A 22,748-nucleotide genomic window follows, 5' to 3' on the forward strand; every position below is an offset into this window, starting at 1 on the left:
TCACCGGGCGAGCAGCTCGGCCAGCCCGTCGTCGATCCCGAGTCGCCGGCCCTCGGCCCCCGGCGGCACCGCCCGCAGGGTCCGCTCCAGCCAGGCCGACACCTGGGGCGTGGGCGCCTCCAGGAGGGCGTCGCCGTCCGGGCTGCTCAGCGCCATCAGCACGACGCTGCGGCCCTCCGCCTTCGACGGCCACACCCGCACGTCCCCGTGCCCGGACGGCCGGAAGACGCCCTCCACCAGCAGGTCGCGGGCGAAGGTCCAGTGCACCGGGTGGCCGGAGTCGATGTGGAAGGTGACGTGGACGGCGTAGGGGTCGTCGGTGTGGTAGGCGAGCCTGGCCGGTACCGGGACGCCGTGTTCGGGCGACAGGATGAGCCGCAGCTCCAGCTCGCGCTCCACGACGGAGGGTCGGGTGGGGCCGGTGGGGTCGGTGTGCATGGCGGGTTCCTCTCCCGTGTCTCGTACGGTCCTTGCCCAGACAGAGCGGCCGGCGGCCGGAGCATTACGCGGGTTCGCGGAACTTCTTTCCGAACCCCGGTTTGGTGGGAGCCCCGGTGAGCGGGTGCCCGGGCGTCCGGGTGTGAAGGTCCCCGCACGAGGTTGCCCGGAAAGGGGTGGGTACGGCGGGACCGGCGGTGCGCGATGCCCCCGTCTGATAGATGTTGGAGCCCCTCTATCAACCCCCGAGCAGATACGGGACGACGGACATGAGCGCCCCAACCCCGGCCCCCGGCGACGACAGGCCCCGCGAAGGGTATTACCCGGACCCGTCCATTCCCGGATACGTCCGGTACTGGAACGGCGCCTCCTGGGTGGCGGGCACGAGCAGGCCCGCCCCCAAGGACGGCGAGCCGCTCGCACCTCCGCCCGGCGCGCGGCCCTCCGTCGAGGAGACCGGACCGCACTTCTTCGACGAGGACCCGGTCGAGGACCCGCCGCCCGCCGCGTCCCAGCACGGCAGCCGTCCAAAGTCCGCCACGGCCTGGGGCGCCGACCGCTCCGGTCCGGCCGGTTCCGCCGACGCCCCGGACCAGCGCGTGGCCTGGCCGGGCCCGGCGCGGGGCGCGGACCCGAGGCTCCCGCACACCCGGCAGCCGGCACCGTCCGCGGAGGGTGCCGCGGAGGCGGGCGGGCAGGGTGACGCGGCCGCCGCGTCTGCCCCTGCGTCGGCTTCCCCGGCTGCCTCCGCGTCTGCGCCGGGGCCTGCCTCTGCACCTTCCCCTGCGCCTGGCCCCGCCTCGGCTTCCGCTTCCGGCGAGGCGGAGGGGGAGATCCAGGCCGGCAGCACGTTCGTCTTCCGCCGTCCCGCGGTGGGCCCGCAGGGCTCGCCGGCGCCGGGCGGCTCTCCCGCCCCCGCGGAGGACGAGGGCACCATGACCTTCCGCGCGGTCACCCCGCGCACGGGCCCGCAGTCCGGCGGACCAGCGCCCGCTTCCGGCTCCGGTTCCGGCCCCGGCTTCGGGGCCGGCAAGGCGGCCGCCGCCCGGGCCGCCGCGCCGCAGGCTCCCGCGCCGCAGGCGCCCGCCGCCCCTGCCACCCCTTCGGTTCCGCACCAGGCGTCCCCGCCGCAGCCCGCGCCAGTCGCGGCCGGCGGTCCCGGTGGGGGGCAGGCCTCCTGGGCCCAGCAGGTGCACCGGCTGGCCGGGTCGGGCGGGCAGGAGCCGCCCGTCGCTCCGTGGAAGCCGCCGGTCGAGGACGTGTTCCAGGCCGCCGCCCGGCGTCAGGCGGCCGCCCGGCCCGCCGGGCTCGGCAAACGGCTGGCCGCCCGGCTGATCGACACGGTCGTCCTCGCGGGCGTCACCGCCGTGGCCGCCGTACCGCTCGGCATGAAGGCCGCGGACCACGTCAACGACAAGATCGACCAGGCGAAGCTCTCCGGCGAGACCGTCACGGTCTGGCTGCTGGACGGCACGACGTCCACCTACCTGGGCATCGTGCTTGCCGTCCTGCTGCTCTTCGGCGTCGTCTACGAGGCGCTGCCCACCGCCAAGTGGGGCCGCACCCTGGGCAAGAAGCTGCTCGGCCTGGAGGTGCGGGACATCGAGGCCCACGAGCCGCCGTCCTTCGGCGCGGCCCTGCGCCGCTGGCTGGTCTACAGCGTCCCGGGCCTCCTGGCCGTCGGCGTGGTCGGCATCGTGTGGTGCCTGTTCGACCGCCCCTGGCACCAGTGCTGGCACGACAAGGCCGCGAGTACGTTTGTCGCGGGCTAGCTTGGCCGTGGGGTGAGGGGAGCGCGGGTCTCGTCTGCGGGTGCGGGTGCGGGTGCGTGGTGGGCTGGTCGCGCAGTTCCCCGCGCCCCCGAGGTACGTGCACTGGACGCCCCTGCAAGGGGCGCGGGGCTGTGTCGGACATGCGGCTCCGCCCAGTGGGCGCGAGCAACCACGACGCACCCGCGCCCGCCGACGAAACCCGCACCCCGCCCCCGAACGGCGCACCCCCGTCCACCGGACGGCCCTCGGCGGATGCGCCGTAGGAGACTCCGGGTTCGACTCGGGACATGAGCAGCGAACCGCCCCCCGGCGCCGGCGGGCAGCAGCCGCCGGACGACGACCCGCTGAGGAAGAACCCCTACGACAACCCGCCCCCGCCTCCCGGCGGCGGGGGTCCTCACGGCGGCGCCCCGCCCCCCGGCGGAGGAGGTCCCTACGATGCTCCTCCCCCCGGTGGTGGCGGCCCGTACGGTGCCCCGCCTCCCGGTGGTGGCGGCCCGTACGGTGCCCCGCCCCCCGGCGGTGGCGGCCCGTACGGCGGCGGCCCCTACGGCGGGGACCCGTACGGCGGTGGCGGTTACCCCACCGATCCGCTGGCCGGGATGCCCCCCCTCGCCGACAGCGGGCGGCGCACGCTCGCGCGGATCGTCGACATGATCCTCGTGGGCATCGTGGTCTGGCTGCTCAGCTGGGCGTTCAACGTCCAGGAGTACACGGTGAACGGCGACGACGTCTCCGTCGGCAAGTCCTTCGGGCAGTCCGTGATCGCCGCCGTGCTCTACATCGCGTACGACACCTACATGACCGCGAAGACGGGCCAGACCCTCGGCAAGAAGTGGCTCGGGATGCGGGTGGCGAACCTGGCCGACGGGGCGACGCCCACGGTGCAGACGTCGCTGATCCGGGCCCTGGTGCTGTGGATCCCGTTCGCCTTCTGCTGCGCCTGCGTGTGGACGATCATCGCGGGCGGCTGGAGCTTCTTCGACAAGCCCTACAAACAGGGCCTGCACGACAAGGCGGCCAAGACGGTCGTGGTCAGCGCCCGTTGACGGTCAGGCGGCCCGCCCGCGCGTCGACTCGCCCGCGCCCGCGGAGACGCGGGCCGGCGCGGGCACCCGTACCGGCTCCGTGTCGTCGGCGAGCCGCCGGGCCGGCGTGGCGGTCACCGTGCGGCTCCCGGGCAGCGGGACCGTCATGGCGACCAGCAGCCCGAGGGCGAGGGCCGCGACGGCGATGAGAGCGACTCCGGGACCCGAACTCGTCTGCGACAGCAGCAGCATGGCGAGTGTCGAGAAGATCACGGTGCACGAACCGTAGGCGAACTGTGCGGCAGTCGGACGGGGCATGGCCATCGTGTCCTCGGAAGGCGATCAGGGGCTGGACGTGCTGTCGGCCTGGCTTTCCGCCGGTCTCCGGGCGTTCCGCCAAGTGACTCTAACCCGCTGTGTGCCCGAGGGGGAACGGCGGTAAGCACGACCTAACCGGCACGGCCGATGCACGGGGGGCGCACGGATTCATGACGTACCGGAAGTGGGCGGTCCCGCGCGCCCGCCGGGTCCGGCCGGGGTCCGCCGGATCCCGCGAAGGTCACGATCCGGTGTCCGCAAAGCGAACCGCGGCTCCGCATAGTGCACTTGTTCTGCTCAAGTCAAGGTCTGTCTTTTCTGCCGAACCTCTAGTCAAATGTCGTCACTTGACAACACGCGTTGATCACGTGTGCGCGGACTTGCTCTGTCTTTGTCCCCCCTTCCGCGCGCGTGAACGCGGGGGAGGAAATCAAGTGACCAGAAGACCCTGGACGTTCAGAACGGCGGCGACCACCATCGCCCTCGCCACCGCGACCGCCACGCTCTCCGCGGCCGGCGTGGCGCAGGCGGACTCGCCGTCCCGGCCGGAGGCCGTGAACCGCCACGACCCCAGCCCGGACAAGACCTCGCGCTCCCACGACCTCAAGGGCCCCCTGAGCGACACTCAGGCCGCCCAGCGTGAGGAGGCCCTCAAGCAGGTCATCTCCGGCAACGCGTCGGTGAAGAAGAAGGACGGCTCCAACGTCGTCCAGCTGAAGAGCAAGAAGGGCGACGCCAAGTACGTCGAGCTGGGCCGGGAGAAGACCGACAAGATCTTCACCATCCTGGTCGAGTTCGGCGACCAGGTCGACAGCCGCTACGGCGGCACCCCCGGCCCGCTGCACAACGAGATAGCCAAGCCGAAGCGCAAGGAGGACAACTCCACGGCCTGGCAGGAGGACTACGACCGGGACCACTACCAGGACCTGTACTTCGGTTCCGGCAAGGGCGTCCACTCGGTCAAGACGTACTACGAGAAGCAGTCGTCCGGCCGCTACTCGGTCGACGGCGAGGTCGCCGACTGGGTCAAGGTCCCCTACAACGAGGCCCGCTACGGCTCCAACAAGTGCTCCCCGGACAACTGCGCCTGGTTCGCGGTGCAGGACGGTGTCACCGCCTGGGTCGCAGACCAGAAGGCGGCCGGCCGCACCGACGCCCAGATCAAGTCCCAGCTGACCCAGTACGACCAGTGGGACCGCTACGACTTCGACGGCGACGGCGACTTCAACGAGCCCGACGGCTACATCGACCACTTCCAGATCGTGCACGCCGGCGAGGACGAGTCCGCGGGCGGCGGCGCGCAGGGCGACGACGCCATCTGGGCCCACCGCTGGTACGCCTTCGGCACCGACGCCGGTGCCACCGGCCCGGCCGACAACAAGCTCGGCGGCACCCAGATCGGCGACACCGGCATCTGGGTCGGCGACTACACCATCCAGCCGGAGAACGGCGGACTCGGCGTCTACGCGCACGAGTACGGCCACGACCTCGGTCTGCCGGACCTCTACGACACCAACGGCGGCGACAACTCCACCGGGTTCTGGACGCTGATGTCGTCCGGTTCGTGGCTGGGCACCGGCCGCAACGAGATCGGCGACCTGCCCGGCGACATGACCGCCTGGGACAAGCTCCAGCTGGGCTGGCTGAACTACGACACCGCCAAGGCGGGCGTCAACTCGTGGCACAAGCTGGGCCTGGCCGAGTACAACACCAAGCACAAGCAGGGCCTGGTCGTGGAGCTGCCGAAGAAGGCGGTCACCACCGAGATCGTTCCCCCCGCGCAGGGCGAGACCCAGTGGTGGAGCGGCAGCGGCAACGACCTCAGCAACACGCTGACCCGCAGCGTCGACCTCACCGGCAAGTCGTCCGCCTCCCTCACCCTGGACGGCTGGTACGACATCGAGGCCGACTACGACTACCTCTACACCGAGGTGTCCACCGACGGCGGCGCCAACTGGACCGCGGTCGACGGCACGTTCGACGGCAAGCCGATCCAGCGCGACGGCAGTGACAAGCCCGCCCTGAGCGCCACCGTGGACGCCTACGGCAAGCTCGTCTACCCGCTGGACGCCTACGCGGGCAAGAAGATCGACCTGCGCTTCCGCTACCAGACCGACGGCGGGCTGGCCATGAAGGGCTTCGCCGCCGACGAGATCGCGGTGACGGCCGACGGCGAGACCCTCTTCTCCGACGACGCGGAGACCGAGGACGCCGCCTGGACGGCGGACGGCTTCACCCGCAAGGGCGCGTCCTTCACCAAGGACTACGCGCAGTACTACATCGCCGAGAACCGCCAGTACGTGTCGTACGACAAGACCCTCGAGGTCGGCCCGTACAACTTCGGCTTCTCGGAGCGCCCGAACTGGGTCGAGCACTACGCGTACCAGAACGGCCTGCTGATCTGGAAGTGGGACACCTCCCAGGCGGACAACAACACCAGCCAGCACCCCGGCACCGGTCTGGTCCTGCCGATCGACTCGCACCCGACCGCGCTGAAGTGGAAGGACGGCACGATCATGCGCAACCGCATGCAGTCGTACGACGCGCCGTTCAGCCGCTACCGCACGGACGGCATGACGCTGCACAAGGCGGACGTCGCGAAGTACGTCCCGGGCTCGAAGGGCGTCTCGGTCTTCAACGACCGCAAGAACGACTACTACGACCCGGCGAACCCGACCGGCGGTGTCAAGATCACTGACACCAACACGAAGATCAAGATCCTCAAGGAGGCCAAGAACGGCTCGACGATCGAGCTCGAGGTTGGCCCCGCGGGCAGGTAAATAGCATCTGCCCAGGTCAGAGCATGATCGGCGGTGACCCCCTGGCGGGTCGCCGCCGATCCGTGTTTAGGTGCGTCCTGTGGTTCTCTTATTGACACCGGGCCCGGTGCCCGGACCGACCCAGGCTGACTCGGGGGTATGACCGCATGGCCGCAGGAGGCTTCTGCAAGCTGCCGAACGGCACGGTGGTGGTGGCACTGAACCTGCCCAGCCCCGCCGGCCCGGAGGCCGGGGGAGTGCGCTTTCTCGTCCACGCCCAGAACCGGGCGCGCGCCCTGACCAGGCTGCGCAACCTGGGGCTGCGCAGCGTCTACCTGCGGGGCAACGCGGCTCCGCCCAACCCGGACGAGGTCACCGCGGTCCTGCACCACCCGGACGGGCTGATATGGCGCACGGCGCCGGTGGCGGGTGCCGTGGGCGGCCCGGACCTGGTCCAGGAGCTGTGGCACCCGATCCGGGCCCTGCTCAGACGCCCGACCGCCCAGACGTAGGGGCCCGGCCCTACTGCACGACCGGCTTCCCGGACAGCTCCACGCCGGCCTCCCGCAGCTCCTCCAGCGCCCGCTCCGTGGTCTCCACGGCCACCCCGGCGGTCAGGTCGAGCAGCACCTGCGTACGGAAGCCCTCGCGGGCGGCGTCCAGGGCGGTGGCCCGGACACAGTGGTCGGTGGCGATGCCCACGACGTCGACCTCGTCGATCTCCCGGGCGCGCAGCCACTCGGCGAGCGCCGTGCCGTTCTCGTCGGTGCCCTCGAAGCCGCTGTAGGCGGCCGCGTACGCGCCCTTGTCGAAGACGGCGTCTATCGCGCCGGAGGCGACGGCCGGGGCGAAGTTCGGGTGGAAGCCGACCCCCTCGGTGCCGGCGACGCAGTGCGCCGGCCAGGAGTGGACGTAGTCCGGGTGGTCGGCGAAGTGGCCGCCCGGCGCGACGTGGTGGTCGCGGGTGGCCACCACGTGGCGGTAGCCGGCGGGCGCCTGCCCGATCAGCTCGGTGATGGCGGCGGCCACGTCGGCACCGCCGGACACCGCGAGGCTGCCTCCCTCGCAGAAGTCGTTCTGCACGTCTACGACGATCAAGGCGCGGCGCATGGTCGGTGTCCTTCGACTGGGTCGACTGCGGGGTCGGTGCTGAACGGGCGGGACGGACGAGCGGGGCTGACGCGTGCGGTGGTACGGGGCTGATTCGGCCCTTGTGCCAGGGCCGCACCAGCTTTAGCTACCCGAGCCCCCGTGCGCGTACTCCGTCGGAATGACGGGTTCCCCTCGGGAGAGCTGGGTGGCGGACAGCGGCAGGTTGGCGCGGGCCGCCGCGTGCCGGTCCCGGGCGGCGTCCAGCGGCTCGCGGGCGACGACCTCGCCGCCCTTGACCAGCTCGACCAGGAGCTGCCGGTCGGCGAGAGCGTCGGGCACCGGACCGGTGCCGACCACCTCGGCCTCGGCGTGCCCGTGCGCGTCCAGGCGCCGCGCGGCCCACTTGCGGCCGCCGACGGACGTCTTGCCGCCGCTGGACTTCTTCGCCACCGGCACCAGCGGCGCCCCCTCCTCGCCGGACTCGGCGCGGGCCACCAGCTTGTAGACCATCGAGGCGGTCGGGTGCCCGGAGCCGGTCACCAGCTGGGTGCCGACGCCGTACGCGTCCACGGGCGCCGCCGCCAGCGAGGCGATGGCGTACTCGTCCAGGTCCGAGGTCACGACGATCTTCGTCTCGGTCGCGCCCAGCTCGTCCAGCTGCTGGCGCACCCGGTGCGCGACCAGCAGCAGGTCGCCGGAGTCGATGCGCACGGCGCCCAGCTCGGGCCCGGCGGTCTCCACCGCCGTGCGGACGGCCTCGGCGACGTCGTAGGTGTCCACCAGGAGCGTGGTGTCCCGGCCCAGCGACTCCACCTGGGCGCGGAAGGCGTCGCGCTCGTTGTCGTGCAGCAGGGTGAAGGCGTGGGCGGAGGTGCCGACGGTGGGGATGTTGTAGCGGAAGCCGGCGGCCAGGTCGGAGGTGGTCGCGAAACCGCCGACGTAGGCGGAGCGGGCGGCGGCGACGGCGGCCAGCTCGTGGGTGCGGCGGGCGCCCATCTCGATCAGCGGGCGGTCTCCGGCGGCGGACGACATCCGGGAGGCGGCGGCCGCGATCGCCGAGTCGTGGTTGAGGATGGAGAGGATCACCGTCTCCAGCAGCACGCACTCGCCGAAAGTGCCCTCGACCCGCATGATCGGCGATCCGGGGAAGTACACCTCGCCCTCGGGGTAGCCCCAGATGTCCCCGCCGAAGCGGTACTCGGCGAGCCAGTCCAGGGTCTCCTCGTCGACGATGTCCTTCTCGCGCAGGAAGCGCAGCACGCCCGCGTCGAAGCGGAAGTTCTCCACCGCGTCCAGCACCCGCCCGGTGCCCGCCACGACGCCGTAGCGGCGGCCGTCCGGCAGCCGCCGGGTGAAGACCTCGAACACGCTGCGCCGCCCGGCCGTACCGGCCTTCAGGGCGGCCCGCAGCATGGTCAGCTCGTACTGGTCCGTGAAGAGCGCCGTCGAGGGGACGTCCACCGGCAGCCCAAGGTCCGCTGTGTTCATAGGAGGGATCGTACCCCCATTTCGTCACTCTGACGATTTCCAGGCCCGCCCGGTTCGCGTGGCGCCCGCCACACGCCCGTTTGCGCGGGTGCCCCCCTGTGGTGGCAGCATGGGCTGTGTGACGGCAGCCGCACCCATGGAGATCGAGAAGACCGAGTCGGCGGAGGAGGTCTTCGCCGTACCCGAGCCCGACGTGCCCTGGGTGACGATCGTGCACAACGACCCCGTCAACCTCATGAGCTACGTGACGTACGTCTTCCAGACGTACTTCGGCTACTCGAAGGACAAGGCCACCAAGCTCATGATGGACGTTCACCACAAGGGCCGGGCGGTCGTCTCCAGCGGCAGCCGGGAGGAGATGGAACGGGACGTACAGGCCATGCACGGCTACGGCCTGTGGGCCACCCTCCAGCAGGACCGGAAATGACCCACGCCCGCCCGCAGGACGGAAGCAGCTGAATCGCCTTCATGCCCGGACAATTCGAACCGCTCCCCGGCGGCGGCGCGGCCGTCGCGCTCGACGACGTCGAGATCTCCATCATCCGCTCCCTGGCCGTGCAGCTCCTGGAGCTGATCGGTCCCGGACCCGCCGAGGACGCCTCCGACGACCCGCTCGCCGAGCTGTTCGCCGAGGGTCCGAGCGAACCGCCCTCCGACCCGGTGCTGCGCCGCCTGTTCCCGGACGCCTACGGCGACCCCGAGGGCGCCCCGCAGGCCCAGGAGGCCGAGGAGCAGCGGGCGCACTCCGCGGAGTTCCGCCGCTACACCGAGAACGACCTGCGGGCCGGCAAGCGGGACAACGCCTTGGCGGTGGTCCGCAACCTGGACGCCCTCTCCTCGGCGTCGGCGGGCGAGGAGGGCGCGGTGCTGAAGCTGTCGCCCGAGGAGTCCCAGCAGTGGCTGCGCGCCCTGAACGACCTGCGCCTGGCGATCGGCTCCCGCCTGGAGATCGCCGACGAGGACGACACCGACCTGCTCTACCGGCTCCCCGACGAGGATCCGCGCAAGCCGATGGTGATGGCCTATCTGTGGCTCGGCGGGCTCCAGGAGTCGCTGGTCGCCACCCTTATGCCCTGAAGGGGACCCTTTCCCCGCTCTCCATGTCCGCTCGGCGGAGCCTCAAGACTCTCCGTGTCCGCTCAGCGGAGCCTCAAATCCGGATAAAGATCCCGTCAAAGCTGCGGCCCCTTTTTATGAAAAGGGGCGCGTTTTGTCTGCTTTTCCTTGTGTGACACGTCACCATCCGCCCCTGTGGTCAGCCTCGCGATCGTGGTAGATCTTCACGACCGCCCGGCGAACACCACCCGAATGTTCGGCCGGGTGCGCCACCGAGCCGGCAGACCGCCGGCCAGGCACCGAGCGGGATGTGAGGCCCGCTCAGCTCCATCATCCGGGGGGATCGAGACCCGATCCGCGGCCGAGTCAAGGCCCGGGTCGGCATGGAGAAAGGCGCACCACACATGACCTCTGCGCAGGTCGACACGGACAAGGCCCCCGAAGAGGGATACGAGCGCGGTCTGGGCAGCCGCCAGGTCCAGATGATCGCGATCGGCGGCGCCATCGGCGTCGGCCTCTTCCTGGGCGCCGGGGCCAACATCGCCAAGGCCGGCCCCAGCATCATCCTCATGTACGCCCTCGCGGGCGTGATCATCTTCTTCATCATGCGGGCGCTCGGCGAGCTGCTCCTCTACCGTCCCGTCTCCGGCTCCTTCGCCGAGTACTCGCGTGAGTTCCTCGGTCCCTTCTTCGGTTACTTCACCGGCTGGACGTACTGGCTGATGTGGGTGGTCACGGGCATGGCGGAACTCACCGCCGCCGCCATCTACATCCACTACTGGTTCCCGGACATCCCGCAGTGGGTCTCGGCCCTGGTCTTCCTGGTGCTGCTGTTCGTGGCCAACCTGATCTCGGTGAAGCTGTTCGGCGAGATCGAGTTCTGGTTCTCGATGGTCAAGGTCACCGCGATCATCGGCATGATCGTGATCGGCATCGGCGTCATCACCTTCGGCTTCAGCCAGGCCGGCGACACGGCCGCCGTCTCCAACCTGTGGGAGTTCGACGGCTTCTTCCCCAAGGGCATCGGCTCGTCCCTGATGACCCTCCAGGGCGTCATGTTCGCCTACCTCGCCGTCGAGCTGGTCGGCGTCACCGCGGGCGAGTCCGAGAACCCGGAGAAGACCCTGCCCAAGGCGATCAACACCCTGCCCTGGCGCATCGCCCTCTTCTACGTCGGCGCCCTCACCGTCATCCTGGCCGTGGTCAAGTGGACCGAGTTCGCCGAGGGCGTCAGCCCCTTCGTGGAGGCCTTCGCGGTCATCGGCATCCCGGCCGGCGCCGGCATCGTCAACTTCGTCGTGCTCACCGCCGCCCTGTCCTCCTGCAACTCCGGGATGTACTCCACGGGCCGCATGCTGCGCACCCTCGCGGACAACGGCGAGGCCCCCGGGGTCTTCAGCAAGCTGTCCTCGACGAAGACCCCGGCCATCGGAATCTCCGTCTCGGTCGTCTTCATGGCCATCGGCGTGGTGCTGAACTACCTCGTCCCGGAGAAGGCCTTCGGCTACGTCACCTCCGTCGCCACCGCCGCCGGCATCTGGACCTGGCTGATGATCCTGGTCAGCCACGTGCGGTACCGCCGCCAGGTCGTCGCGGGCCGTCTGCCCGCCTCCTCCTTCCCGGCGCCCGGCGGCTCGGTCTGCTCCTACATCGCCATCGCCTTCCTCCTCTTCGTCACCTGCCTGATCGCCTACGACGCCGACTCCCGCATCTGCCTGTACGTGATGGCCGGCTGGGCCGTCGCCCTCGGTATCGGCTGGGCGGTGCTCAAGAGCCGCAACCCGAAGATCACCGAGCGTCCCGGCGAGCCGGAGTTCGAGAAGATCGGCTGATCCGAGCAGCCGGCCCCGGCCGGCGCCTTCGCGCGCACTCCAGGACGTCCGGCCACCGGGGACGCTCGTGGCATCCTCACGGCCACCGCTCAGGATGTCCGGCATGCGGGCTCCTCCGTACCACCCACCGGTACGGAGGAGCCCGTCTGCTTATCCTGGCCGCATGCTGACCATCACACAGGCCCTGTACGACCAGATCGTCGCCCACGCGCGCGCCGACCACCCCGACGAGGCGTGCGGCGTGGTGGCCGGTCCCGTCGGCGAGGGCCGTCCCGAGCGGTTCGTCCCCATGCTCAACGCCGCCCGCTCGCCCACCTTCTACGAGTTCGACTCGCAGGACCTCCTCAAGCTCTACCGCGAGATGGATGACCGCGACGAGGAGCCGGTGGTCATCTACCACTCCCACACCGCCACCGAGGCCCACCCCTCCCGCACCGACATCACCTACGCCAACGAGCCCGGCGCCCACTACGTCCTCGTCTCCACCGCGGACACCGACGGCGCCGGCGAGTTCCAGTTCCGGTCGTTCCGCATCCTGGAGGGCGAGGTCACGGAGGAGGAGGTCAAGGTCGTCGAGGCGTACTGATCCCGCCCTGCGGACGGAAAGAGTCCATCAGGTGAGATCACACTCCGGATGTCGGACCGGGAATCGATACGATGAGCCCATGGTTCTTCTCGACGTGAGCGAAAAGGCGCCGGGCACGCTGCTCGTGGCGCGGCTGCACGTCGACCTGTGCAGGCTGAAAAGCGCCATCTGTTGATCTTCGCCGCCGCCGTACGGCCGTGAGCCGCGGCGTGCTGACGTGTGCCGCCGCGCGCCCCACGAACCCACGACAAACTTCCGACAGGAGCACTCAGCCATGGCCATCGAGGTCCGCATCCCGACCATCCTCCGCCAGTACACCGACGGCCAGAAGGCGGTGGAGGGCAACGGGGACACCCTCGCCCAGCTCTTCGCCGACCTCGAGACCCGGCACACGGGCATCCAGGCCCGCATCGTCGAGGGCGAGCAGCTCCGCCGCTTCGTCAACGTCTACCTGAACGACGAGGACGTCCGCTTCCTCGACGGCATCGACACCAAGCTGTCCGACGGCGACAGCATCACGATCCTGCCGGCCGTCGCAGGGGGTTCTGTCGCGGCGAAGCCGCGTCCGGTCGGGGTGGCGGCCGGGCGACGGGCGGGAATGGCCTGATCGCCGATGCGCTACGACTCCCCGCTGGCCGCGGTGGGCAACACCCCCCTGGTGCGCCTGCCGCGGCTGTCGCCGTCCGACGACGTCCGCATCTGGGCCAAGCTGGAGGACCGCAACCCGACCGGCTCGATCAAGGACCGCCCCGCGCTCCACATGATCGAGCAGGCGGAGAAGGACGGCCGGCTCACCAAGGGCTGCACGATCCTGGAGCCCACCAGCGGCAACACCGGCATCTCCCTGGCCATGGCCGCCAGGCTCAAGGGCTACCGCATCGTCTGCGTGATGCCCGAGAACACCTCCCGGGAACGCCGGGACCTGCTCGCCATGTGGGGCGCGGAGATCATCTCCTCCCCGGCCGCGGGCGGCTCCAACACCGCCGTACGGGTCGCCAAGGAACTCTCCGCCGAGCACCCGGACTGGGTCATGCTCTACCAGTACGGCAACCCGGACAACGCGGGCGCCCACTACGCCGGCACCGGCCCGGAGATCCTCGCCGACCTGCCCTCCGTGACCCACTTCGTGGCCGGCCTCGGCACCACCGGCACCCTCATGGGCGTCGGGCGCTACCTGCGCGAGCACAAGCCGGACGTGAAGATCGTCGCCGCCGAACCGCGCTACGACGACCTCGTGTACGGCCTGCGCAACCTCGACGAGGGCTTCGTGCCCGAGCTGTACGACGCCTCCGTCCTCACCACCCGCTTCTCGGTGGGCTCCGCCGACGCGGTCACCCGCACCCGCGAGCTGCTCCAGCAGGAGGGCATCTTCGCGGGCGTCTCCACCGGCGCCGCCCTGCACGCCGCGATCGGCGTCGGCAAGAAGGCCGTCAAGGCCGGCGAGAGCGCGGACATCGTCTTCGTCGTCGCCGACGGCGGATGGAAGTACCTCTCCACCGGCGTCTACACCGCCGAGACGACCGAGGCCGCCATCGAGACCCTCCACGGCCAGCTCTGGGCCTGACGGTTCCGCCCGCGCAACGCCCGCACAACCGCCCCGTGACGTAAGCGTCGCGGGGCGCGTCAGCTTTCGGGCCCCCGTCCGCCGGCCCCGTCCCGCCCGTCCGGGGGCCGCCGGCCCCGGCCACGAGGCCGCCGCCCCCGGCCCCAGCCGTCGACGACCGTGGCGACGAGCGCGAGCAGGACCACCGCCGCGAAGACGAGCCACCAGGACGTGTTCATACCGAGGACCGTACCGGCGCGCACCGTTCCCGCGCGCCCCCTCAGCGGCCCCGCGCTCCCCACTTCCATCCGAACCGGTGATCCCACAGGTGAGTTCGCCCACAACAGCCCCTGGCGGAGGAGCGACCACAGGTTTTGCGCCTTACGCTCGACAAACCGCACGACCCCCGTCTCTCCACACGCGCCAGCGGAGGTTTCTGCTTCATGAAGCTCACCGTCGTCGGCTGCTCGGGGTCGTTCCCGTCCGCGGAATCGGCCTGCTCGAGCTACCTCGTCGAGGCCGACGGCTTCCGGCTGCTCCTCGACATGGGCAACGGCGCCCTCGGCGAGCTGCAGCGCCACTGCGGTCTCTACGACCTCGACGCGATCTTCCTCAGCCACCTGCACGCCGACCACTGCATCGACATGTGCGCCTACTTCGTGGCGCGCTACTACCGGCACGACGGCGGCCGCTGCGCTCCCCTCCCGGTCTACGGACCCGAGGGCACCGAGCACCGGCTGACCACCGCCTACGCCGACACCCCCTCGGCCTCCTCCATGAGCGAGGTGTTCGACTTCCACACGGTCAAGCCGTCCACCTTCGAGGTCGGCCCGTTCACCGTGCACACCGAGCGTGTCGCCCACCCCGTGGAGGCCTACGCCATCCGCGTCGAGCACGGCGGCCGCTCACTGACGTACTCCGGCGACACGGGAGCCACCCCCGTGCTGGACGAACTCGCCCGCGACACCGACCTGTTCCTGTGCGAGGCCGCCTTCACGCACGGCAAGGAGAACATCCCCGACCTGCACCTCAACGGACGCGAGGCGGGACAGAGCGCCGCCCGCGCCGGCGCCCGGCGCCTGGTGCTCACCCACATCCCGCCGTGGACCGACCCCGAGGTCAACCGCGCCGACGCGCGCGAGGTCTACGACGGGACCGTGGACATCGCCGCGGCGGGCGCGGTGTACGAGATCTGACACCGGGGCGAGGCCCCAGACACCCCGGACACGGGGGAAGGCCCCGGAACCTCGCGGTTCCGGGGCCTTCCGTACGCCGTGGGGCCGGGGCTCACGCCTTGGTGAGGTCCTCGATCTCCTCCTCGGGCTCGCGGCCCGGGGTCTTCAGGTCGAACTTGACGATCGCGAAGCGGAACGTCACGTAGTAGATCGCCGCGAACACCAGACCGATCGGGATGATCAGCCAGGGCTTGGTGGCGAGGTGCCAGTTCAGGGCGTAGTCGATGAAACCGGCCGAGAAGTTGAAGCCGGCGTGCACACCCAGGCCCCACGTCACCGCCATCGAGATCGCGGTCAGCACCGCGTGCAGCACGTACAGGACCGGCGCGATGAACATGAACGAGAACTCGATCGGCTCGGTCACACCGGTGACGAACGAGGTCGCGGCCAGCGAGAGCATCATGCCGAGGACGGCCTTGCGGCGCTCCGGGCGGGCGGTGTGCGCCATGGCCAGGGCGGCGGCCGGCAGACCGAACATCATGATCGGGAAGAAGCCCGACTGGAAGATGCCGGCGGAGGGGTCGCCCGCGAGGAAGCGGGTGATGTCGCCGTGCACCACGTCACCGGCGGAGTTGGTGAAGTCACCGAGCTGGAACCAGGCCACCGTGTTCACGAACTGGTGCATGCCGACCGGGATCAGCGCGCGGTTCACGCCACCGAACAGGGCCGCGCCGCCGGAGCCGAGGCCCGTCATCCACTCGCCGAAGTTCGAGATGCCGTCGCCGATGGGCTCCCAGACCAGACCGAAGAAGACACCCACGACGATGCCGACGAAGGCCATGATGATCGGCACCAGCCGGCGGCCGTTGAAGAAGCCCAGCCAGTCCACCAGCTTCTTGCGGTGGTACCGCTGCCACAGCACGGCGGCCAGCAGACCCATGATGATGCCGCCGAGCACACCCGGGTCGTTGTACGTCGCGGCGACGTCCTCGCCCTTCTGGATCACCGCCTCGGTGACCGGGAAGGCCTCCAGGACCTTGCTGTAGACGAGGAAGCCGACCACCGCGGCCAGCGCGGTCGAACCGTCCGCCTTCTTGGCGAAGCCGATGGCCACGCCTATGCAGAACAGGATCGGCAGCGAGCCGGTGAGCGCGCCGCCCGCGTTGTTGAAGACGGCGGCGACCTTGTCCCAGCCGAGGCCGTCCTTGCCGAAGATGTCGTCCTGGCCGAGACGGACCATGATGCCCGCCGCCGGAAGAACGGCGATCGGGAGCTGGAGGCTGCGTCCTACCTTCTGCAGCCCCTGGAAAAGACCGGATCCCCGCTTCTTTGCGGGGGCCGCCGTGTCGGTGGCGGTGCTCATGCTTCCTCCATCGGGTGGTGGTCTACACCACTCAGTGGTGTAGACCTGTTGTAGCACGATGAAGGCGGCGTAAGGAACCCGCGATTCCGCAACCGGAGCGCTACGCGCAGTACCCGCCCAAGTCCCCTGATCACAGGCCCGGGAGCGCGCGGAGAAGGCCCCCGGACCGTCGGTCCGGGGGCCTTCGCGAGACCACCCTCAAAGGGTACGTGAGGAACGGAAGAGGTCTACACCTTGGTGACGTCCTCCACCTCGTCCTCGGGCTCCCGCCCCGGAGTCTTCAGATCGAACTTCGTGATCGCGAACCGGAAAACCACGTAGTACACCACCGCGAAACACAGTCCGATCGGAATGATCAGCCACGGCTTCGTCGCCAGGTTCCAGTTGATGACGTAGTCGATCAGTCCCGCCGAGAAGCTGAACCCGTCCTTCACCCCCAGCGCCCACGACACCGCCATCGACACCCCCGTCAGCACCGCGTGCACCGCGTACAGAAGGGGAGCGATGAACATGAACGAGTACTCCAGCGGCTCCGTGATCCCCGTCACGAACGACGTCAGCCCCACCGACAGCATCAGACCGCCGACCTCCTTGCGCCGGCTCGGCCGCGCGCAGTGCGTGATCGCCAGCGCCGCCGCGGGCAACGCGAACATCATGATCGGGAAGAAGCCCGTGGTGAACTGCCCCGCGGTCGGATCCCCCGCCAGGAACATGTTGATGTCACCGTGCACCACCGTCCCGTCCGGCTTGGTGTACGAACCGAACTGGAACCACATCGGCACGTTCAGGAACTGATGCAGACCGATCACCAGCAGGGCCCGGTTCGCCACCCCGAACACACCCGCGCCCCACGCGCCGATCCCGGTCATCCAGTCGCTGAAGCTCTCCAGCGCGTCACCGATCGGCGGCCACACCCACAGACACAGCGCCGCGAACACGATCGCCACGAACGCCATGATGATCGGCACCAGCCGGCGGCCGTTGAAGAAGCCCAGCCAGTCCACCAGCTTCGTCCGGTGGAACCGCTGCCAGAAGTACGCCGTCAGCAGCCCCATCACGATGCCGCCGAAGACCCCGGGGTTCTGGAAGACGAACGCCGTCACCTCGCCCGACCCGTCGGTCACCTGGCAACCGACCTGAGGGACGGCCTGCGACCCCTCCGGACAGTCCTCCGGGAACTGCCGCAGCACGTTGTAGTAGACGAGGAACCCCGCCACCGCCGCCAACGCCGTCGAGCCGTCGGCCTTCTTCGCCATCCCGATGGCCACACCCACACAGAACAGCAGCGGCAGCCCCAGCGACCCGTCGAGCAGCGCACCGCCCGCACCCGTCATGACCTTCGAGACGTTCGTCCAGCCCAGACCGTCGTCCCCGAACACGTCCGGCTGCCCCAGCCGGTTGAGAATGCCCGCAGCGGGCAGGACCGCGATGGGCAGCTGAAGACTGCGACCCATCTTCTGCAGCCCCTGGAACGCCTTGTTCCAGCGGACCCGAGCGGGACTGACCGTGCTGTCGGCACTCATCCGGTCTCCATTCGGTCGCCGGTACACTGGTGTAGACCAGTAGACGGACGGCTCCGCCGTCGTGAGGCCCATCATTCGCGACGGAACCGTGCGATGGCTCGCGAAGATGGGCCAACTGTGGGTTACTGCGACAAAGCGGCTCGGATCAGGGAGAACCAACATGGCCAGCAAGGCTGAGAAGATCGTCGCCGGCCTCGGCGGCATCGACAACATCGACGAGATCGAAGGCTGCATCACCCGACTCCGCACCGAGGTCAACGACCCGGCCCTGGTCAACGAAGCCGCCCTCAAGGCCGCAGGCGCCCACGGCGTCGTCAAGATGGGCACCGCCATCCAGGTCGTCATCGGCACCGACGCCGACCCGATCGCGGCGGAGATCGAAGACATGATGTGAGTCCTCCCTTCCCCGAAGGGGGAGGGGATTCCTGGCTCAGGCTGCCTCCTGGAGCGGCGTTCCAGGAGGTCTTGTGCCGTCGGCGCCAGCCGGGTTGAGACCAGCCCGGACGAGCATGACGCGTGCGGAGTTCTTGTCCTGGCGCCGATGGCGGCGTCCGCGGCTTTGCGGGCCATCGTGGCCTGGGCCAGGAACTGGGGCCGGAAGTCTTCGACCGCGACGGCGTCATGGTCGCGGACGACCTTCTCGGCCCACTTGCGGCCGGTATCCGTGCGCTGCCTGGCGACCTTCCTGTGGGCCTTCGCGCGCAGCCTCTTCGCCGTCCGACAGCCCTTCGACGCGGGCATTCCCTTCTTGGGTCGGCGACGGGCCATCATCCGGTCGTACCGGGTGAGTGGTGACGCTGCGCGTCGCAACAACGGATCCGATTTCTTCCCCGGCGTGAACGGCGGAGCCCCCTCGCAAGAATCAGGTGAACCACCGGTTCACCGGCAAGGAGCCCGTCCCGCCCGCCCCACGGCGGGGCAGGCCCCTTTCCCATGGGCCGCTAGGCTCACCCGCATGTCACGAATCGACGGCCGCACCCCCCAACAGCTCCGCCCCGTCACCATCGAACGCGGCTGGAGCAAGCACGCCGAAGGCTCCGTCCTCGTCTCCTTCGGCGACACCAAGGTCCTCTGCAACGCCTCCGTCACCGAAGGCGTCCCCCGCTGGCGCAAGGGCAGCGGCGAAGGCTGGGTCACCGCCGAATACGCCATGCTCCCCCGCGCCACCAACACCCGCGGCGACCGCGAGTCCGTCAAGGGCCGCATCGGCGGCCGCACCCACGAGATCAGCCGCCTCATCGGCCGTTCCCTGCGCGCCGTCATCGACTACAAGGCGCTCGGCGAGAACACCATCGTCCTCGACTGCGACGTCCTCCAGGCCGACGGCGGCACCCGCACCGCCGCCATCACCGGCGCCTACGTCGCCCTCGCCGACGCCGTCCACTGGGCCCAGCACACCAAGAAGCTGATCAAGCCCAGCCGCAAGCCCCTCACCGGCACGGTCTCCGCCGTCTCCGTCGGCATCGTCGACGGCACCCCGCTCCTCGACCTGCGCTACGAGGAAGACGTCCGCGCCGACACCGACATGAACGTCGTCTGCACCGGCGACGGCCGCTTCGTCGAGGTCCAGGGCACCGCCGAGGCCGAGCCCTTCGCCCGCGACGAACTGGGCGCCCTGCTCGATCTCGCCACCGCGGGCTGCACGGAACTGGCCGAGCTCCAGCGCAAGGCGCTCGACGCGACCCTCGACAGGTGACGGGGCACGGCGGGTAAAGCGAGTAAAGGGAACGCCAAAGGCACGCAACTCGGCCGCACGCAGGCGCGTCCCTAGCAGTACAGCACCACGGGCGTACGGCGGCAGACCTCGCCGTACGCCCGCCGTCGCACCGCACACGGGCCGCCCGGCCCTGTCCCAAGGGGAGGACCGAGACCCATGGCCGCGAGCCGCCACCGCCGCCTTCGCCGCACCGCCACCGCCGCCGCCACCGTGGCGACCATCGCCCTGACGGCCGGCCTCACCACCGGCTGCGACGCCGTCGACAAGGCGCTCGACTGCGTACGCACGGCCGACGCGATAGCCGACAGCGTCACCGAACTCCAGCAGGCGGTGGAGAACACGGACGACCCCACGCAGTGGGAGGAGTCCCTCGACTCCATCGACAAGAACCTCGGCAAGATCGGCGACCAGACCGACAACGCCGACGTCGACAAGGCCGTCGACGACCTCGGCAAGGCCGTCGACAACGTCCGCACCTCGGTGGAGAAGGGCGACGAGACCCCCGACCTCAGCCCCGTCACCGACGCGGCGGGCGAACTGACGAAGGTCTGCACGCCGTAGCGGAGGGCTCGGTGGGGCGGGACACCGGCTCCGGAATACTGGACCCCATGACCCGCCTCATCCTCGCCACCCGCAACGCCGGAAAGATCACCGAACTGAGGGCCATCCTCGCCGACGCGGGCCTGCCCCACGACCTCGTCGGCGCGGACGCCTACCCGCACATCCCCGACGTCAAGGAAACCGGCGTCACCTTCGCCGAGAACGCCCTGCTCAAGGCCCACGCCCTCGCCCGGGCCACCGGCCTCCCCGCCGTCGCCGACGACTCCGGCCTCTGCGTCGACGTCCTGAACGGCGTCCCCGGCATCTTCTCCGCCCGCTGGGCCGGCCGCCACGGCGACGACAAGGCCAACCTCGACCTCCTCCTCGCCCAGATCGCCGACATCGCCGACGAACACCGAGGCGCCCACTTCGCCTGCGCGGCGGCCCTGGCCCTGCCCGACGGCACGGAGCGGGTGGTCGAGGGCCGGTTGCGCGGCACCCTCCGCCACGAGCCCGCCGGTACGGGCGGCTTCGGCTACGACCCGATCCTCCAGCCGGAGGGCGAGACGCGGACCTGCGCGGAACTGACGGCGGCGGAGAAGAACGCGATCAGCCACCGCGGGAAGGCTTTCCGGGCGCTGGTGCCGGTGGTGCGGGAGCTGTTGGGCTGAAGCGCACGAGGGGGGCCGCCCATGGGACGGCCCCCCTGCCGTGCGGCCGGTGGGATTCGAACCCACACGGGCTTTCGCCCACGGGCTTCTAAGGCCCGCGCGTACTGCCTATTTCGCCACGGCCGCGTGGCCGTCATGTTACCGGTCTCCGTCTGCTTGCCTAGGCTGACCTCCTCGGCACCAGGTGCTGGTGATCGCGTGGCAATTGGGGCAGAGCAGTCGCAGATCCTCACGCCGGTCGTCGCTCCAGTCGCCGTTGACGTGGTCGATCTCCAGTGTCATCGGGTTGCCGAGCCGCACTGCCTCGTTGCCGCAGAGCGCGCGGCGCTCCTCCACGTCGAGTTCGCGCATCGCTCTCTTCAGCCGGGTGCCCGGGACACGCCTGGCGCGGGCCGACGTGTCCGCGACGAGAATTTCCTCAGCGGTCCGGCGTCGCTGGTTGTGCCGCTGTGCCTCCGTGCGGACCACCGATGTGAAGTGTGAGGTGTCGATGCAGTAGGCCCTGATGCGCCGGGAGGTGTTCGTGTGGTGCCCTCCCACGGGGTCGAGTCCGAGTCGCCGCAGGACCTCGTAGACGCTCGCCGACTCCCCGACCACGGGCTCCAGGATCTCCCTCGTCCACTTCGCACCCTCGCGCTCGAAGTGTGAGACATCCACCCCAGCTTCCTCATCCGGTCGAAGATGTACCGGCGCTTCCAGCTCTTCGGATCTACCTCCAACCGCACCAACGCCTCCGACAACGTCCGCGCCCCCCGAGCCGCCTCCTCCAACCGCTCCCGGCTGTACGCACTGGCCCCCATCGGATCCCCTCCGTTTCCGGCCACGCGTTCGTGGCCCCGTACGGAGTAACGAACCGGTTATCGGACCGTCATGTACGGCATGCGGAGGGGCCCGTACCGGAAAGCTTCGGTACGGGCCCCGCCGGAAGGGGACTCAGATGCCAAGGTCCTTGATGATCTTGGCCACGTGGCCCGTCGCGCGGACGTTGTACAGGGCGCGTTCGACCTTGCCCTCCTCGTCCACGACGATCGTGGAGCGGATGACGCCCAGGTAGGTACGGCCGTAGTTCTTCTTCTCGCCGAAGGCGCCGTACGCGTCGAGGACCTTCTTGTCCGGGTCGGCGAGCAGGGTGACCTTCAGGGACTCGGTCTCGCGGAACTTGGCCAGCTTCTCGGGCTTGTCGGGGGAGATGCCGATCACGTCGTACCCGGCGCCGGCCAGCAGCTCCAGGTTGTCCGTGAAGTCGCACGCCTGCTTCGTGCAGCCGGGGGTAAGCGCCGCAGGGTAGAAGTAGACGATGACCTTGCGGCCCTGGTGGTCGGACAGGGACACCTCGTTGCCGTCGGCGTCCGGGAGGGTGAAGGCCGGGGCCTGGTCCCCGGGCTGGAGTCGCTCGCTCATCGATCCAGCGTAACGGGGGGTCCTGACAGTGCGGCGGCGCGAGTAGCTGACAGACTGTCCGGGACAGCGTCAGAGCAGACTTCGGAGGCGTACGGTGGCGGACACGTCGGACATCAGAACCCCGGCGCAGATCGAGGCGGACATCAAGCGCCGCCGCGAGGTGCTGGCCGAGACGCTCGACGAGCTCGGGATGCGGGTGCACCCGAAGACGATCGTCGACGATGCGAAGGCCAAGGTCGCTTCCAGCGTCGACCACACACTCGGCCGGGCGTACGTCCAGGTCAACCGGGTGGTCAGCGATGTGAAGGCGCAGTTCGTGGACGAGACGGGCGCCCCCCGCATGGAGCGGGTCGTGCCGGCCGCGCTGGTCGCGGTCGGGGTCGTCGGGCTGCTCGCCCTGGGCGGCACCCGGCGGCGGAAGCGCTGAGCGGGGGCAGGTAGGTTCA

Annotated in this window: 25 protein-coding genes, 1 tRNA gene and 2 pseudogenes; 17 read left to right on the top strand and 11 right to left on the bottom strand. The window is 70.1% G+C overall.

What is annotated here, in order from left to right:
- Window positions 1-438, bottom strand: coding sequence for an SsgA family sporulation/cell division regulator (locus AB0P07_RS13630; protein ID WP_365549493.1), 438 nt, complete (start codon window positions 436-438; stop codon window positions 1-3).
- 269 nt (window positions 439-707) lie between these two features.
- Between AB0P07_RS13630 and AB0P07_RS13635 the strand changes: the two genes are divergently transcribed.
- Both AB0P07_RS13635 and AB0P07_RS13640 read left to right on the top strand, forming a co-directional pair.
- Window positions 708-2,210, top strand: a complete 1,503-nt coding sequence (locus AB0P07_RS13635) for an RDD family protein (RefSeq protein ID WP_365549495.1) — start codon at window positions 708-710, stop codon at window positions 2,208-2,210.
- A gap of 287 nt (window positions 2,211-2,497) precedes the next feature.
- Entirely contained in the window at window positions 2,498-3,259 is a 762-nt protein-coding gene (locus AB0P07_RS13640) for an RDD family protein (protein ID WP_365549498.1), read from the top strand.
- Window positions 3,260-3,262: 3 nt separating this feature from the next.
- Here AB0P07_RS13640 and AB0P07_RS13645 read toward each other — a convergent pair whose 3' ends face one another.
- Window positions 3,263-3,556, bottom strand: a complete 294-nt coding sequence (locus tag AB0P07_RS13645) for a hypothetical protein (RefSeq protein WP_365549501.1) — start codon at window positions 3,554-3,556, stop codon at window positions 3,263-3,265.
- A gap of 434 nt (window positions 3,557-3,990) precedes the next feature.
- On the opposite strand from AB0P07_RS13645, the gene AB0P07_RS13650 reads away from it, so the two are divergent.
- Together AB0P07_RS13650 and AB0P07_RS13655 are read left to right on the top strand one after the other, a co-directional pair.
- Window positions 3,991-6,336: an immune inhibitor A domain-containing protein gene (locus tag AB0P07_RS13650; protein WP_365549503.1), complete on the top strand. Its 2,346-nt coding sequence runs from the start codon at window positions 3,991-3,993 to the stop codon at window positions 6,334-6,336.
- 146 nt (window positions 6,337-6,482) lie between these two features.
- A complete protein-coding gene (locus AB0P07_RS13655; RefSeq protein WP_365549506.1) occupies window positions 6,483-6,827 on the top strand; it encodes a hypothetical protein in 345 nt (114 codons plus the stop codon).
- Window positions 6,828-6,837: 10 nt separating this feature from the next.
- Here the strand turns inward: AB0P07_RS13655 and AB0P07_RS13660 are convergent, their stop codons facing one another.
- Both AB0P07_RS13660 and AB0P07_RS13665 read right to left on the bottom strand, forming a co-directional pair.
- Window positions 6,838-7,425: a nicotinamidase gene (locus AB0P07_RS13660; RefSeq protein ID WP_365549509.1), complete on the bottom strand. Its 588-nt coding sequence runs from the start codon at window positions 7,423-7,425 to the stop codon at window positions 6,838-6,840.
- Window positions 7,426-7,548: 123 nt separating this feature from the next.
- Window positions 7,549-8,895 (bottom strand): nicotinate phosphoribosyltransferase, encoded by a 1,347-nt coding sequence (locus AB0P07_RS13665; RefSeq protein ID WP_365549512.1) that lies wholly within the window; start codon window positions 8,893-8,895, stop codon window positions 7,549-7,551.
- A gap of 109 nt (window positions 8,896-9,004) precedes the next feature.
- Between AB0P07_RS13665 and clpS the strand changes: the two genes are divergently transcribed.
- The 7 genes from clpS to AB0P07_RS13700 all read left to right on the top strand — a co-directional run bounded on the left by clpS (window position 9,005) and on the right by AB0P07_RS13700 (window position 13,933).
- Window positions 9,005-9,322, top strand: a complete 318-nt coding sequence (clpS, locus tag AB0P07_RS13670; protein ID WP_102930550.1) for an ATP-dependent Clp protease adapter ClpS — start codon at window positions 9,005-9,007, stop codon at window positions 9,320-9,322.
- A 41-nt stretch (window positions 9,323-9,363) separates the two neighbouring features.
- Window positions 9,364-9,972: a DUF2017 domain-containing protein gene (locus tag AB0P07_RS13675; protein ID WP_365549515.1), complete on the top strand. Its 609-nt coding sequence runs from the start codon at window positions 9,364-9,366 to the stop codon at window positions 9,970-9,972.
- A 383-nt stretch (window positions 9,973-10,355) separates the two neighbouring features.
- Window positions 10,356-11,783, top strand: a complete 1,428-nt coding sequence (locus AB0P07_RS13680) for an amino acid permease (protein ID WP_365549518.1) — start codon at window positions 10,356-10,358, stop codon at window positions 11,781-11,783.
- A 163-nt stretch (window positions 11,784-11,946) separates the two neighbouring features.
- Window positions 11,947-12,369 carry a M67 family metallopeptidase gene (locus tag AB0P07_RS13685; RefSeq protein WP_365549520.1) on the top strand — a complete coding sequence of 141 codons (423 nt, stop codon included), beginning with the start codon at window positions 11,947-11,949 and terminating at the stop codon, window positions 12,367-12,369.
- Between the two features lie 79 nt (window positions 12,370-12,448).
- The gene (locus AB0P07_RS13690; protein WP_309546867.1) at window positions 12,449-12,544 is read left to right on the top strand and encodes a putative leader peptide; all 96 of its coding nucleotides are present in this window, start codon (window positions 12,449-12,451) and stop codon (window positions 12,542-12,544) included.
- A 99-nt stretch (window positions 12,545-12,643) separates the two neighbouring features.
- Window positions 12,644-12,976 (top strand): MoaD/ThiS family protein, encoded by a 333-nt coding sequence (locus AB0P07_RS13695; RefSeq protein WP_365549524.1) that lies wholly within the window; start codon window positions 12,644-12,646, stop codon window positions 12,974-12,976.
- Window positions 12,977-12,982: 6 nt separating this feature from the next.
- On the top strand, window positions 12,983-13,933 hold the full coding sequence (locus tag AB0P07_RS13700) for a cysteine synthase (protein ID WP_365549527.1): 951 nt from the start codon (window positions 12,983-12,985) through the stop codon (window positions 13,931-13,933).
- Between the two features lie 59 nt (window positions 13,934-13,992).
- Here the strand turns inward: AB0P07_RS13700 and AB0P07_RS13705 are convergent, their stop codons facing one another.
- Window positions 13,993-14,151: a hypothetical protein gene (locus tag AB0P07_RS13705; RefSeq protein ID WP_365550353.1), complete on the bottom strand. Its 159-nt coding sequence runs from the start codon at window positions 14,149-14,151 to the stop codon at window positions 13,993-13,995.
- A 204-nt stretch (window positions 14,152-14,355) separates the two neighbouring features.
- Between AB0P07_RS13705 and AB0P07_RS13710 the strand changes: the two genes are divergently transcribed.
- Window positions 14,356-15,108, top strand: a complete 753-nt coding sequence (locus tag AB0P07_RS13710) for an MBL fold metallo-hydrolase (RefSeq protein WP_365549530.1) — start codon at window positions 14,356-14,358, stop codon at window positions 15,106-15,108.
- A gap of 91 nt (window positions 15,109-15,199) precedes the next feature.
- On the opposite strand, the gene AB0P07_RS13715 is transcribed toward AB0P07_RS13710, so the two are convergent.
- Window positions 15,200-16,450, bottom strand: coding sequence for a PTS transporter subunit EIIC (locus AB0P07_RS13715; protein ID WP_365549533.1), 1,251 nt, complete (start codon window positions 16,448-16,450; stop codon window positions 15,200-15,202).
- Window positions 16,451-16,677: 227 nt separating this feature from the next.
- Window positions 16,678-17,973, bottom strand: coding sequence for a PTS transporter subunit EIIC (locus tag AB0P07_RS13720; protein ID WP_365549536.1), 1,296 nt, complete (start codon window positions 17,971-17,973; stop codon window positions 16,678-16,680).
- Between the two features lie 160 nt (window positions 17,974-18,133).
- Here AB0P07_RS13720 and AB0P07_RS13725 point away from each other — a divergent pair, with 160 nt between their 5' ends.
- Entirely contained in the window at window positions 18,134-18,367 is a 234-nt protein-coding gene (locus tag AB0P07_RS13725) for a glucose PTS transporter subunit EIIB (protein WP_003975905.1), read from the top strand.
- A gap of 36 nt (window positions 18,368-18,403) precedes the next feature.
- On the opposite strand, the pseudogene AB0P07_RS13730 reads toward AB0P07_RS13725, so the two are convergent.
- Window positions 18,404-18,774: pseudogene (locus AB0P07_RS13730) on the bottom strand (RNA-guided endonuclease TnpB family protein); the annotation flags it as partial.
- A 154-nt stretch (window positions 18,775-18,928) separates the two neighbouring features.
- On the opposite strand from AB0P07_RS13730, the gene rph reads away from it, so the two are divergent.
- From rph to rdgB, 3 genes are all read left to right on the top strand, one after another.
- On the top strand, window positions 18,929-19,669 hold the full coding sequence (gene rph / locus AB0P07_RS13735) for a ribonuclease PH (protein WP_365549539.1): 741 nt from the start codon (window positions 18,929-18,931) through the stop codon (window positions 19,667-19,669).
- A gap of 177 nt (window positions 19,670-19,846) precedes the next feature.
- Window positions 19,847-20,251, top strand: a complete 405-nt coding sequence (locus AB0P07_RS13740; protein WP_365549542.1) for a hypothetical protein — start codon at window positions 19,847-19,849, stop codon at window positions 20,249-20,251.
- A gap of 47 nt (window positions 20,252-20,298) precedes the next feature.
- Complete coding sequence (rdgB, locus tag AB0P07_RS13745) at window positions 20,299-20,901, top strand: RdgB/HAM1 family non-canonical purine NTP pyrophosphatase (protein ID WP_365549544.1); 603 nt, start codon at window positions 20,299-20,301, stop codon at window positions 20,899-20,901.
- 41 nt (window positions 20,902-20,942) lie between these two features.
- Here the strand turns inward: rdgB and AB0P07_RS13750 are convergent.
- The 3 genes and pseudogenes from AB0P07_RS13750 to bcp form a co-directional block, all read right to left on the bottom strand.
- Window positions 20,943-21,027 (bottom strand) — tRNA-Leu (locus AB0P07_RS13750).
- A 12-nt stretch (window positions 21,028-21,039) separates the two neighbouring features.
- Window positions 21,040-21,701 (bottom strand): annotated as a pseudogene (locus tag AB0P07_RS13755) (HNH endonuclease).
- A 133-nt stretch (window positions 21,702-21,834) separates the two neighbouring features.
- Window positions 21,835-22,302, bottom strand: a complete 468-nt coding sequence (bcp, locus tag AB0P07_RS13760) for a thioredoxin-dependent thiol peroxidase (RefSeq protein WP_365549547.1) — start codon at window positions 22,300-22,302, stop codon at window positions 21,835-21,837.
- A gap of 94 nt (window positions 22,303-22,396) precedes the next feature.
- On the opposite strand from bcp, the gene AB0P07_RS13765 reads away from it, so the two are divergent.
- Window positions 22,397-22,729, top strand: a complete 333-nt coding sequence (locus AB0P07_RS13765) for a DUF3618 domain-containing protein (RefSeq protein WP_365549549.1) — start codon at window positions 22,397-22,399, stop codon at window positions 22,727-22,729.
- Window positions 22,730-22,748 lie beyond the last annotated feature (19 nt).

The sequence above is a fragment of the Streptomyces sp. NPDC085944 genome, assembly GCF_040686295.1.
In the GTDB taxonomy this organism is placed as follows: Bacteria; Actinomycetota; Actinomycetes; order Streptomycetales; family Streptomycetaceae; genus Streptomyces; species Streptomyces salinarius.

What these genes read in the sequence shown, in the direction of transcription:
- AB0P07_RS13665 (WP_365549512.1), bottom strand. Translation starts at nt 8,895, where the DNA reads ATGAACACAGCGGACCTTGGGCTGCCGGTGGACGTCCCCTCGACGGCG.
- AB0P07_RS13635 (WP_365549495.1), top strand. Translation starts at nt 708, where the DNA reads ATGAGCGCCCCAACCCCGGCCCCCGGCGACGACAGGCCCCGCGAAGGG.
- AB0P07_RS13630 (WP_365549493.1), bottom strand. Translation starts at nt 438, where the DNA reads ATGCACACCGACCCCACCGGCCCCACCCGACCCTCCGTCGTGGAGCGC.
- AB0P07_RS13655 (WP_365549506.1), top strand. Translation starts at nt 6,483, where the DNA reads ATGGCCGCAGGAGGCTTCTGCAAGCTGCCGAACGGCACGGTGGTGGTG.
- AB0P07_RS13720 (WP_365549536.1), bottom strand. Translation starts at nt 17,973, where the DNA reads ATGAGTGCCGACAGCACGGTCAGTCCCGCTCGGGTCCGCTGGAACAAG.
- clpS (WP_102930550.1), top strand. Translation starts at nt 9,005, where the DNA reads ATGGGCTGTGTGACGGCAGCCGCACCCATGGAGATCGAGAAGACCGAG.
- AB0P07_RS13715 (WP_365549533.1), bottom strand. Translation starts at nt 16,450, where the DNA reads ATGAGCACCGCCACCGACACGGCGGCCCCCGCAAAGAAGCGGGGATCC.
- AB0P07_RS13700 (WP_365549527.1), top strand. Translation starts at nt 12,983, where the DNA reads ATGCGCTACGACTCCCCGCTGGCCGCGGTGGGCAACACCCCCCTGGTG.
- bcp (WP_365549547.1), bottom strand. Translation starts at nt 22,302, where the DNA reads ATGAGCGAGCGACTCCAGCCCGGGGACCAGGCCCCGGCCTTCACCCTC.
- rph (WP_365549539.1), top strand. Translation starts at nt 18,929, where the DNA reads ATGTCACGAATCGACGGCCGCACCCCCCAACAGCTCCGCCCCGTCACC.
- AB0P07_RS13685 (WP_365549520.1), top strand. Translation starts at nt 11,947, where the DNA reads ATGCTGACCATCACACAGGCCCTGTACGACCAGATCGTCGCCCACGCG.
- AB0P07_RS13710 (WP_365549530.1), top strand. Translation starts at nt 14,356, where the DNA reads ATGAAGCTCACCGTCGTCGGCTGCTCGGGGTCGTTCCCGTCCGCGGAA.
- AB0P07_RS13690 (WP_309546867.1), top strand. Translation starts at nt 12,449, where the DNA reads ATGGTTCTTCTCGACGTGAGCGAAAAGGCGCCGGGCACGCTGCTCGTG.
- AB0P07_RS13705 (WP_365550353.1), bottom strand. Translation starts at nt 14,151, where the DNA reads ATGAACACGTCCTGGTGGCTCGTCTTCGCGGCGGTGGTCCTGCTCGCG.
- rdgB (WP_365549544.1), top strand. Translation starts at nt 20,299, where the DNA reads ATGACCCGCCTCATCCTCGCCACCCGCAACGCCGGAAAGATCACCGAA.
- AB0P07_RS13695 (WP_365549524.1), top strand. Translation starts at nt 12,644, where the DNA reads ATGGCCATCGAGGTCCGCATCCCGACCATCCTCCGCCAGTACACCGAC.
- AB0P07_RS13645 (WP_365549501.1), bottom strand. Translation starts at nt 3,556, where the DNA reads ATGCCCCGTCCGACTGCCGCACAGTTCGCCTACGGTTCGTGCACCGTG.
- AB0P07_RS13660 (WP_365549509.1), bottom strand. Translation starts at nt 7,425, where the DNA reads ATGCGCCGCGCCTTGATCGTCGTAGACGTGCAGAACGACTTCTGCGAG.
- AB0P07_RS13680 (WP_365549518.1), top strand. Translation starts at nt 10,356, where the DNA reads ATGACCTCTGCGCAGGTCGACACGGACAAGGCCCCCGAAGAGGGATAC.
- AB0P07_RS13740 (WP_365549542.1), top strand. Translation starts at nt 19,847, where the DNA reads ATGGCCGCGAGCCGCCACCGCCGCCTTCGCCGCACCGCCACCGCCGCC.
- AB0P07_RS13640 (WP_365549498.1), top strand. Translation starts at nt 2,498, where the DNA reads ATGAGCAGCGAACCGCCCCCCGGCGCCGGCGGGCAGCAGCCGCCGGAC.
- AB0P07_RS13725 (WP_003975905.1), top strand. Translation starts at nt 18,134, where the DNA reads ATGGCCAGCAAGGCTGAGAAGATCGTCGCCGGCCTCGGCGGCATCGAC.
- AB0P07_RS13675 (WP_365549515.1), top strand. Translation starts at nt 9,364, where the DNA reads ATGCCCGGACAATTCGAACCGCTCCCCGGCGGCGGCGCGGCCGTCGCG.